The sequence below is a fragment of the uncultured Thiodictyon sp. genome (genome assembly GCA_903837595.1).
GTDB lineage: Bacteria > Pseudomonadota > Gammaproteobacteria > Chromatiales > Chromatiaceae > Thiodictyon.
In genome coordinates, this window is the sequence record CAILVI010000471.1 from 32,731 (window position 1) to 43,525 (window position 10,795).

Annotated in this window: 8 protein-coding genes; 4 read left to right on the forward strand and 4 right to left on the reverse strand. The window is 65.8% G+C overall.

From position 1 onward, the window contains the following. Positions 1–16 precede the first annotated feature (16 nt). From rpe to trpE, 3 genes are all read left to right on the forward strand, one after another. Positions 17–709 carry a ribulose-phosphate 3-epimerase gene (rpe, locus tag QZY44_RS28165; protein WP_295455890.1) on the forward strand — a complete coding sequence of 231 codons (693 nt, stop codon included), beginning with the start codon at positions 17–19 and terminating at the stop codon, positions 707–709. 27 nt (positions 710–736) lie between these two features. Further along, positions 737–1,426 carry a phosphoglycolate phosphatase gene (locus QZY44_RS28170; RefSeq protein WP_295455892.1) on the forward strand — a complete coding sequence of 230 codons (690 nt, stop codon included), beginning with the start codon at positions 737–739 and terminating at the stop codon, positions 1,424–1,426. A 293-nt stretch (positions 1,427–1,719) separates the two neighbouring features. After that, positions 1,720–3,210 carry an anthranilate synthase component I gene (trpE, locus tag QZY44_RS28175; RefSeq protein ID WP_295455894.1) on the forward strand — a complete coding sequence of 497 codons (1,491 nt, stop codon included), beginning with the start codon at positions 1,720–1,722 and terminating at the stop codon, positions 3,208–3,210. 6 nt (positions 3,211–3,216) lie between these two features. Here trpE and QZY44_RS28180 read toward each other — a convergent pair whose 3' ends face one another. From QZY44_RS28180 to lptD, 4 genes are read right to left on the reverse strand one after another with little or no spacing between them, the layout of a single operon-like run. Beyond that, positions 3,217–4,023 (reverse strand): transglutaminase family protein, encoded by an 807-nt coding sequence (locus tag QZY44_RS28180; RefSeq protein WP_295455896.1) that lies wholly within the window; start codon positions 4,021–4,023, stop codon positions 3,217–3,219. Positions 4,024–4,045: 22 nt separating this feature from the next. After that, a complete protein-coding gene (gene pdxA / locus QZY44_RS28185) occupies positions 4,046–5,062 on the reverse strand; it encodes a 4-hydroxythreonine-4-phosphate dehydrogenase PdxA (protein WP_295455898.1) in 1,017 nt (338 codons plus the stop codon). Beyond that, on the reverse strand, positions 5,040–6,407 hold the full coding sequence (locus QZY44_RS28190) for a peptidylprolyl isomerase (RefSeq protein ID WP_295455900.1): 1,368 nt from the start codon (positions 6,405–6,407) through the stop codon (positions 5,040–5,042). The genes pdxA and QZY44_RS28190 overlap by 23 nt, the downstream gene beginning before the upstream one ends. Further along, a complete protein-coding gene (gene lptD / locus QZY44_RS28195; RefSeq protein WP_295455902.1) occupies positions 6,388–9,300 on the reverse strand; it encodes an LPS assembly protein LptD in 2,913 nt (970 codons plus the stop codon). Before lptD ends, QZY44_RS28190 begins: the two co-directional genes overlap by 20 nt. 146 nt (positions 9,301–9,446) lie before the next feature. Between lptD and QZY44_RS28200 the strand changes: the two genes are divergently transcribed. Continuing rightward, positions 9,447–10,442, forward strand: a complete 996-nt coding sequence (locus tag QZY44_RS28200) for a phosphotransferase (protein ID WP_295455904.1) — start codon at positions 9,447–9,449, stop codon at positions 10,440–10,442. The last annotated feature ends 353 nt before the right edge of the window (positions 10,443–10,795 follow it).

Sequence of the window (10,795 nt, forward strand, 5' to 3'; positions counted from 1 at the left end):
CGGGGGACCGACTGCCATGGCGCTTGACCTGATCGCACCTTCTATCCTTTCCGCGAACTTCGCCCGGCTGGGGGAGGAGGTCGACAACGTGCTGGCCGCCGGGGCCGACATCGTCCACTTCGACGTGATGGACAACCACTATGTCCCCAACCTGACCATCGGCCCGCTGGTCTGCGAGGCCCTGCGCAAGCACGGCGTCACCGCCCCGATCGATGTCCACCTGATGGTCAAGCCGGTGGACCGCATCATCCCTGACTTCGCCGCCGCCGGGGCGACCTACATCACCTTCCACCCGGAGGCGAGCGAGCACGTCGACCGCACCCTGCAGCTCATCCGCAACGAGGGGTGTAAGGCCGGCCTGGTCTTCAACCCTGCCACGCCCTTGAGTTATCTGGACTATGTGCTGGACAAGGTCGACATGATCCTGCTGATGTCGGTCAACCCGGGCTTCGGCGGTCAGGGCTTCATCCCCTCGGCACTGGACAAGCTGCGGCAGGTGCGCGAGATCATCGACGACTCCGGGCGCGATATTCGCCTGGAGATCGACGGCGGCGTGAAGGCCGACAACATCGCCGAGATCAAGGCCGCGGGGGCGGACACCTTCGTCTCCGGCTCCGGTATCTTCAGCCAGGCGTGCGACACCGATCCCCACCGCTATGACAGCATCATCCGTAAGCTGCGTGAGGCCATGGCGGCGGTGAGCCGCTAGTCGCGACCAGGACCCAGGAGCCGCCGCATGCTGACGCCTAAGATGATCCTGATCGACCTGGACGGGACCCTGATCGACAGCGTCCCGGACCTGGCCTACAGCCTGAACGCCATGCTGGCGCGACTCGGACGCGCGCCGCAGGGCGAGGCGGCGGTGCGCAACTGGGTCGGCAATGGGGTGGAGCGGCTGGTGCAGCGCACCCTGGTCGGGGCGCTCGACGGCGAGCCCCCGGCAGCCGATTTGGCGCTGGCCTTGCCCATCTTTATGGAGGTCTATGCGCAGAACACCTCCGGGCGTTCAGCGGTCTATCCCGGGGTGCGCGAGGGGCTTGACTATCTGCGCGAGGCCGGCTATCCGCTCGGTTGTGTCACCAACAAGGCGGCCCAGTTCACCTTGCCGCTGCTGCGCGACCTGGAACTCTTCGACTATTTCGGCATCGTCGTGAGTGGGGATACCCTGGCCGAGAAGAAGCCGCACCCGGCGCCGCTGTTGCACGCGGCGGCACACTTCGGGGTCGCGCCCGGGGATGCGCTGATGATCGGTGATTCGGTGAGCGACGTGACGGCGGCGCGGGCGGCGGGCTTCCACATCATCTGCACCAGTTACGGCTACAACCACGGTCAGGACATCCGGAAGGCCGGTCCGGACGCGGTGATCGACAGTTTCATGGACCTGCGCGCCCTGGTCGCCTCCTCGATCGAGCGCCGCGAAGCATGACGCGTGATGCCAAACTGGCTATTGAACAACAGTCAGGAAATTGGACAGGATTAACAGGATTAGGCAAGATTAACAGGATTCTTGGTTGCGAAACGCAACAGCGATACATCCTGTGAATCCTGAGAAATCCTGTTAATCCTGTCTATTTCTTAAATGATTTTTTGGGATAACGGAATGGAGCGGTGGTTTGTGGTTTTCGGTTTTGAATTGAGGGCGACGATGGTCGGACGGCGATGGCGACGCTTGTATTGAATCAACCGTCGTCCGTTTGAATCCTCTTGCCGGAGCCTCCAATGACCCCTGAAGTTTTTGCTGACCTGACCGCCGCGGGCCACAACCGTATCCCACTCGTCTGCGAGGTCCTCGCGGACCTGGACACCCCGTTAAGTGTCTACCTCAAGCTGGCCGAAGGGCGCTATTCCTATCTGTTCGAATCGGTCCAGGGCGGCGAGAAATGGGGCCGTTATTCCATCATCGGGCTGCCCTGCCGCACCGTACTGAAGGTCACCGGCCATCAGGTCCAGGTGGAGCGCGACGGTGCGGTGATCGAGACCGCCGAGACGACCGATCCGCTCGCCTGGATCGGTGAGTTCCAGGCGCGCTTCCGGGTTGCCACTCACCCCGGCCTGCCGCGCTTCACCGGCGGGCTGGTGGGCTATTTCGGCTATGACACCATCCGCTATATCGAGCCGCGCCTCGCCCACTGCCCCAACCCGGATCAGCAGAATACCCCGGACATCCTGCTCCTGGTCTCGGACGAGGTCGTCGTCTTCGACAATCTCAGTGGCCGCATGTACATCATCCTGCACCTGGACCCCCACGCCGGGGATACCCTGGAGTCCGGTCGGGCGCGCATGCAGGACCTGATCGGGCGTATGCAGCGCGGCGCCCCACGACGGCCCCCGCAGGGCGAGCGCCGGGTCCATGAGGACGACTTTGTCTCCGGCTTCACCCAGCAGGGATTCGAGTCGGCGGTCGAGCGGATCAAGGACTATATCCTGGCCGGCGACTGTATGCAGGTGGTGCTCTCCCAGCGACTCTCCATCCCCTTCCAGGCCCGGCCGCTCGACCTGTATCGGGCGCTGCGCGGACTCAACCCCTCGCCCTACATGTACTTTTTGGACCTGGGTGACTTCCAGATCGTCGGCTCTTCGCCCGAGATCCTGGTCCGTCTGGAAGATGGGCTGGTGACGGTCCGCCCCATTGCCGGTACGCGGCGCCGCGGCGCCACCGAGGCCGAGGATCAGGCGCTGGAGGTCGAGCTGTTGGCCGACCCCAAGGAATTGGCTGAGCACCTGATGTTGATCGATCTCGGGCGCAACGACGCGGGGCGCATTGCCCGGACCGGCAGCGTGAGGCTCACCGACCGCATGATCGTGGAGCGCTATTCACACGTCATGCACATCGTCTCCAACGTGGTCGGTGAGCTGCAGGAAGGGCTCAGCGCCATCGATGTGCTGCGCGCCACCTTCCCCGCCGGCACCGTCTCCGGTGCACCCAAGATCCGCGCCATGGAGATCATCGACGAACTGGAGCCGGTGAAGCGGGGGGTCTATTCCGGGGCCGTGGGCTATCTCTCCTGGAACGGCAATATGGACACGGCGATTGCCATCCGTACCGCCGTCATCAAGGATGGCACCCTGCATATCCAGGCCGGCGCCGGGATCGTGGCCGATTCGGTCCCGCGTCTGGAGTGGGAGGAGACCATGAACAAGGGGCGCGCCATCTTCCGCGCCGTGGCCCTGGCCGAGGCCGGCATTGACCGCGGTGGGGTCGATTGCTGAGCGGCGTCAGCCTACCTCATCCGTCCAGACCCTGAACCCGGTCAGCGTATTGGGGCCGAAGGTGCTGCTGAGCGCCACGTCGGCGGCATCCCGGCCGCGGGCGATCAGCACCCGGCCGATGCGCGGTACGTTGTTGCGGGCGTCGAAGGTATACCATTGACCGCCCAGGTAGACATCGAACCAGGCCGAGAAATCCATCGGACTGTCGGCCGGCGGGACCCCGATATCGCCCAAATAGCCGGTGCAGTAACGGGCCGGGATATTCATACAACGGCAGAAAGTGACGGCAAGGTGTGCGTAATCGCGGCACACCCCGCGCCCTTCATTGAATGCCTCCCAGGCGGTGCGGGTGGCGCGTGCGTGCTCGTAGCCGAAGGTGATATGGCGATGCACGAAGTCGCAGATCGCCTGCACCCGCCCCCAGCCGGTCGGTCCCTTGCCGAACAGGTCCCAGGCCGTCTGGGAGAGCCGATCGGTCTCGCAATAGCGGCTGCCCAGCAGAAACACCAGGGCCTCCTCGGGCAGGTCCTGCACCGCGTGCTGTATGGCCGTAGGGACTATGACGTCCGGCGCCCCCGAATCATTCACCACCGCATCAGTCGACAGGCGGAACTGACCCTTGGGTGCCACGATCCGGCTGCACCAATTGCCGAAGCCGTCGCGATAGGCGGTGATGGGGACCGACGGCTGGGTGACTAGGTGGTCGGGGACCATGAGGTCGGACACGCGCGTAAAATGCACATGCAACGTCAGGATCATCGGCGTCGGCTGGGGACAGTCATAGACCAATTCGTAGCCAACTCGGATCTTCATACTAAGCCTCGTGTTGGTGGGTTCACCGCAGTTGCATTGCCATGTCGATGGCGGCCCGCAAACTCCCCAGGTCGGCCCGATCGGTGCCGGCCAGGTCGAGCGCGGTACCATGATCCACGGAGGTGCGGATGATCGGCAGCCCGAGCGTGATGTTGACGGCCTGGCCAAACCCCAGGTGCTTGAGTACCGGCAGACCTTGATCGTGATACATGGCGAGCACCGCATCCGCACCGGCCAGACGCTCGGGCACAAAGACCGTATCGGCCGGCAGCGGGCCCCGCAGGTCCCAGCCGCGCCCGCGTAGCCGCTCCAGTACCGGCTCGATGATCTCGATCTCCTCGCGCCCCAGGTGCCCGCCTTCCCCGGCATGGGGGTTGAGTCCGCAGACCAGGATGCGCGGGTCCGCGATACCGAACCGTCGCACCAGGTCCCCATGCAGGATCGTGAGTACTTCAGCGAGCAGGGGCGCCGTGATCGCCGCCGCGACCTCCTTCAAGGGCAGGTGGGTGGTGACCAGGGCCACCCGCAAGCCCGGTGTGGCGAGCAGCATCACCGGGTGCGCCGCGCAGCGCGCGGCCAGGAACTCGGTGTGGCCGGTGAAGGGCAGGCCCGCGTCGTTGATGATACCCTTATGCACCGGCCCCGTGACCAGGGCCGCGAAGGCGCCCGCGCGCGCGCCGTCGCAGGCGACCCGGAGCGTTTCCAGCACATAGGCCGCATTGGTGCAGTCGAGTCGGCCCGGGTAGACTGGGGCGCCCAAGGCTACCGGGACCACCATCACCGACCCCGGCGGGTTGGGGGCCCGCGCCCCCTCGGATTCATACTTAAGGCATTGCAGGGGCAGTCCGAGGGCGCGTGCGCGCGCGGTGAGCAATCCCGGGTCCGCCACCGCCACCAACTGGGCGTTGAGCGGCTCCTGGACCAGCCGTACCAGGAGGTCGGGGCCGATCCCGGCCGGCTCCCCGGGGGTGACCGCGAGCCGCGGCGTGGCCTGGCCGGGTCTGGCCGTGGGCCACTCAGCGCTTGGGGGCAGGGTCATCGGAGCGCAGCTGGACATAGGCCTCGTCACGCAGCCGTTTCAGCCAGGCCTGCATGGCCTCCTCGGCCTTGCGCCGCTGGATGGCTTCGCGTGCCCGCAGGCGCAGTAGCTCGTCCGCGGTGTCCTGGGTCCGGCGCTCCTGGACTTGCAGTAGGTGCCAGCCGAATGACGAGTGGAACGGCTCGCTCAACTCGTTCGGGTTGATCTTAAGCATGACGGACTCGAACTCAGGTACCGTATCACCCGGGCTGACCCAGCCCAGATCGCCGCCCTTCAGCGCCGAGCCGGTGTCGTCGGAGTGGGCGCGCGCGAGGGTGGCGAAGTCATCGCCGCCGGTGATGCGCATCCGCAATTGATTGAGCCGGGTCTTGGCGTCGCTATCGGAGACCAGCTCGTTGGTGCGGACGAGGATGTGACGCGTCTTGTACTGGGTGACGTTGCTCGGCAGGCCGCCCTGGATGTCTGTCAGGCGGATGATGTTGAAGCCGCTGGGGGTGCGGATCGGGTCCGTGATCTCGCCCTTGGCCATGGTCTGGGCCTTGTCCGCGACCAGGCTCGGGACCGCGGCCATCTCGAACCATCCCAGATCCCCGCCCTGCAAGGCGGTGCGCCCCTCTGAGTTGGCCGCCGCGACCGCCGCAAAGTCCGCCCCGCCGCGCAGTCGCCCGACCAGTTGCTTGGCCTTGGCCTCGGCCTGGGTGACCTGGGCGGGGGTCGGCTGATCCGGCAGGGCGATCAGGATGTGCTGCAGGCGCACCTGTTCACGCGGTATCAGTTTGCCCTTCTCGCGCTGCAGAAAGCGCTCTACCTCCTGATCCGAGACCTGGATGCCGGGCATGACCTCTTGGCTCTGCAATCGGCCCAAGAGGATCTGCATGCGCGTATCCTCGCGAAAATCCTGGAAGCGGACGTGCCCGCTCTCCAGCGACGTCTTCAGTTCCTCGACTGACAGGCCATTGCGCCCCGCGATGGTCTGGATGGCGGCGGTCAGGGTGGCCTCGTCGACGGTGATGCCGAGTTGCTTGGCGCGCTGTTGCTGGAGCCGCTTCATGATGAGCCGATCCAGCACCTGCTTGCGCAACTGCTCCGACGGCGGCACCGGGCTACCTCGCTGTTTGAGTTGGGGCACCGTCAGGTTGATCTCGTTGAGCAAATCGCTCTGGACGATGACATCTTCGTTGACCACCGCGACGATTGAGTCCAGGGCCTCGGCCGCCGCGGCGCAGTCCAGCCAGCAGACGCCTAACCACAACCACAGCAATAAGGCAACGCCCAGCGGCAGAATCCCGGCGGCGCCGGCCCCGGGTCCGCGGCGGTCGCGGCGTTCAGTTTGAGTCATCACCATAGCCATAAATTCGTTGTTCCAAGAGGTTGTCGATCTTGTCGCCAATGGAGCCTAAGCCTGCAAGTTCCAGTTCCAACATGATGCTGGTGGTGCCGGAGCTGGTGGCACTGGTCTTGAGTTGACGCCCGAGGATGCGCAGCCGCCAGCAACAGCGACCGCCGTATTCGATGCCGCCAAAGGCCTCGACGGTATTGTTCTGCAGGAGCGAATACAGCCAGCGCCCGACTACGCTGATATTCGAGCCAATCGGCATGCGAAAGGAGACGTCGGTATTCTTGTAGGTCTCGGGTGTGGTCGCACCCAAGCTGTAGCGATAGGCCAGGTTGAACAGGCGATCACCGCTCGGGGCATAGCTTAACTGGAACACTTGCTGTTCCCACTCATTGCGGGTTGTGCGGTTGGGCCCCCATTGAAAGCTGGCGCGGGCGGTCAGACCCGCGATCGGATTCGTCGCCAATTCGCCGGCCAAGGCCGAGCGCGGGGTCGTGTCCGGCGCCGTCCCCGTGGCCTGGACCCGGCGTGAGTCGAAATAGAAGATTTCACCCAGGCTGGCGCGCAGCCACTCGCGACCGTCGCGCCCGCCCAAGGTGCGGGAGGTCAGACCGACGGTGAGCCGGTTTTCATCGCTGATGCGGTCATAACCGGTGAAGCGATTGGGTCGAAACAGGCTGGAGTAGCTGAACGTCAGTGGGCTGGTGTCGAACAGCGGGGTGGTGGACTGGTTTGCGTAGGGTGTGTACACATAGTAGAGCCGGGGTTCCAGGGTCTGCAGGACCGCCTTACCGAACCAGTTGGTGTTGCGATCGAAGACCAGGCCGCCATCCACGTCCAGGTTCGGGATCAGGAAGGATTGTTGTTTCGACACGTTCGGCCCCGTGTTCGCCAACTCGTAGGCGGTGGCGTAGAGACGCACCCGCGGGATCAAATGACCGAAGCTGCGGCGCAGGGGCAGGCGTGCCGAGGGCAGGAGGACGCCCCGGCTCCCATAGGTCTTGGCCGTGTTCTCGAAATAATCGTACTGGCCGTCAAAGGTATATTCCACGGGCCCCCACTTGCGCGGCGGCACGACCAGCTGGAGGTGAGGGCGTTGGGCATAGGGTCTGCCGGCGCCCGTGATTCTCGGGTCGACGGTCTGGAACTGCTGTACCCAGGCGAGTGCGTAATACCCGGTGCCATAGTAAGCGAGACTGGCCGTCTGCGTCAGGTTGACCAGGCTGGTGATGTCGAGATTGTTGCCGAAATCAGTGATGAACGTGCTGTCGGATACCGCGTTGTAGTTGATGCCGGTAGCCCAGCGCCCCATAGCGCCGCTCTGCGTCAGATGGATGTCCCAGCGGGTCCCAAGCTGCGGGGCCTTGTCATCATGTGGCAGCACCGCACCGTCCAACTCGAACTTCTGGTTCTTGGTGAGGCCGCGGACCTGGGCACCGAGCATCGGCCCCCGCATGCTCATGATGCGTGGGAAGAAGGTTGCATCCAGGTTGGGGGCAATATTCCAGTAGTAGGGGACGGTGATGTCCACACCGTTGTTAGTGGAGTAGCCGACGCTCGGCATGAGTACGCCGCTGCGCCGCCGGCTATCGATGGGAAATTGCAGGTAAGGGGTATAGAACACCGGTACCGGCCCGAACCGCAGCCGGGCGTGACGGGCGGTGCCCAGACCCTCCTGCTGGTCGAGTTCCAGCTCGCTGGCGCGTAGCGACCAGTCGGAGCGTCCCGGTGGGCAGCTGGTGTAGATGACGTCCTTGTAGTGGGAGATATTCCCGGCCAGGAGTTGCGCCGTGGTGGCGGTGCCGCGCAGATTCGTCGCGCCCGAGAGGCGGTAATGGACGTCGTCCAGTTTGCCCTGCTTCGTCACCAGGTTGATGTCGGCCGTCTTGGCCAGCAGCCGTGTCCCCGGATACTCGAAATAGACGTTGCCCACGGCCTTGGTGGCGCCGCTCTTTTGATCGTAGCTGGAACGGTCTGCCTCCAGGTGCTGGTTGCCCTGGGTCATCTTGACGCCGCCGCTCAACCGAACGATCTGGGTCACTTGGTCGTAGTCGGCACAGTTGGCATCGGCCGCGACCGGGAGCGTGGAGTCAAGCGTTGGTGGGGCGAGCTGATTGAGGCCGGCGGTCGGCTGGGCGCGTCTGCCAGGTCGGGTTTGCGCTCCGCAGTGATTCCACGGCAGCCCGACATAGAGGCGCGACTCGTCGACGTTCTGCAAGGGCGCCGCCGTGCGCGGGCCCGGCGCTGCCGCCGGGCGAGTCTCACCCGGCGGCGGGACGCCGCAGGACCCGCTGCCAGTTCCGTCGGGCCGCGTCGGCGCCGCCACCGCTGGGCGGTCGGGCACGGGCCGGCCCTGTGCTTGCGCACCGGCGGGCAACGCCGACGACAGGGGAAGATCCACCGGGGTCGACACTGTGGGCTCGCGCGGTGGGATGGGGTCGGGCACGGCCGGGGCGCCAACCGTGGCGCCCTGCGGCGTGGGCTCGGGTATGACGGGGAGCGCCAGCGGGGTGTCGCCCGTTGTCACCACGGGCAAGGTGTTTGGTTCGGTCTTGCGCTCCTTGGGCGGGGTCCCCGCCGGGGCGGGGGCTTCGCCTACGCCGCTGGCGGCGGGGGGCGCCGCCGGGGCGGCGGGAACCTCAGGGGCCGCCGGGGTTGCCGGGGGCACCGGGACGGTCGGTGGTGCCGGCACGGCGGCCGTCTCGGGGACCGTGGGAGCGGCAGGAGTCACAGCGGACGTCGGCACGGGTGCCGGCCCGGGGCGAGCCGGTGCGGCGGCGTCGGCGGCGGCCCGCTCGGCGAGGGTCGCGGTCGGCGCGGCGAGTGACAAGATGAGGGCGACGGCGAATGGACGCACGATGGTTAAGTTGGTGATGTAGAGCGGTGCCGGTGGGTAGGCCATGGTACCTGGTTCCGGGGGGTAATCGGCACTGGCCGGCGCCTTAAAGGTTGGGATTTTGGCGTAACCATGTCACATTCCGCGGGGTCCGGCAATGCGGGTCATTGTCGCCCGGGCCGCCCGACGGCTACCACTACCAGGGGATTTGCGTGACGACACGGCATGATTTGTTGAGGCGATGGGTCGCCTCGGTCCTTGGCAGGAACGATTTTACCCTCGAACCGGCCTCTTCCGACGCCAGCTTTCGTCGCTACTGGCGTGTTCGCCACAGTGACAATACGCTGATTATTATGGATGCCCCGCCCGCGCAGGAGGATTGCGGCCGCTTTGTCGACCTGGCGCGGCGCCTGCGTGCCATCGGCCTGCACACCCCTGAGATCCACGCGCAGGACCGGGCCAACGGCTTCCTGGCACTCTCCGACCTGGGCGACCGGCTCTATCTGGCGGAACTCGACACCGCGAGCGCGGACCGGCTCTATGCCGATGCGCTCGCCGCCCTGGCCGTCATCCAGGCGCGCGGACCCCAGGACGGCCTGCCGTGCTACGACGCCCCTTTCCTGCGGTGCGAATTGGAGATCTTCCGCGAATGGTTCCTCGGCCACCACCTGGGGCTCACGCTGACCCTGGCCGAGTCGGCCGGCTGGGACCGCGCCTGCGACGCCCTGGTCGCGAGCGCACTGGAACAGCCCCAGGTCTGCGTCCACCGCGACTATCACTCGCGCAATCTGATGATCATCGAGCCGGCGGGCCCGGGCATCCTGGACTTCCAGGACGCGGTGGTCGGACCCGTCACCTACGACCTGGTCTCACTGCTCAAGGACTGCTATATCCAATGGCCGGCCGAGCGGGTCACCGATTGGGCATTGGGTTACCGGCAATTGGCGATGGCGTCCGGCGTGCTGCCGGCCGTGGACCCGGTGCGTTTCATGCGCTGGTTCGACCTCATGGGCACCCAGCGGCACCTGAAGGCATGCGGTATCTTCGCCCGCCTCAACCATCGCGACGGCAAGCCCAATTACCTGAACGACATCCCGCGCACCCTGGGCTACGTCCGGGAGGTGGCGGCACGCTATCCGGAGCTTGGGGATCTCCAGCGGCTGCTGGCCGAGAGGATTGACCCAGCGATGGCGGGCGAGGGGGGCTGAAGTCCCCTTCGTTACCAAGCGTATTCCCCGTAGGATGGGTTGAGCGCAGCGAAACCCATCGTCAGCGCTTCGTAAGGGCTTGATTGCTTGGTTTCGCTGCGCTCTACCCAGCCCCCCGGCCGGACGGGGCATGCGCCCCGTCCGGAACGTTTTCGACCTCGTTGCCCTCGTTTGCCCTCGTTTGGTAACGCTGGCCCGGGAAGCTCTGCTACCCATGGCCCCGCGCCGCCCCTCGCAATAGTCGCCCCGCCCCCGCCCCCGCCCCCGCCCCATCCCTTATGATCCAGCAATGGCAACCACCCTCATCAGTTGGCTCGGACGCACAGACCTTCGCGCTGTTACTGAGGCCGACC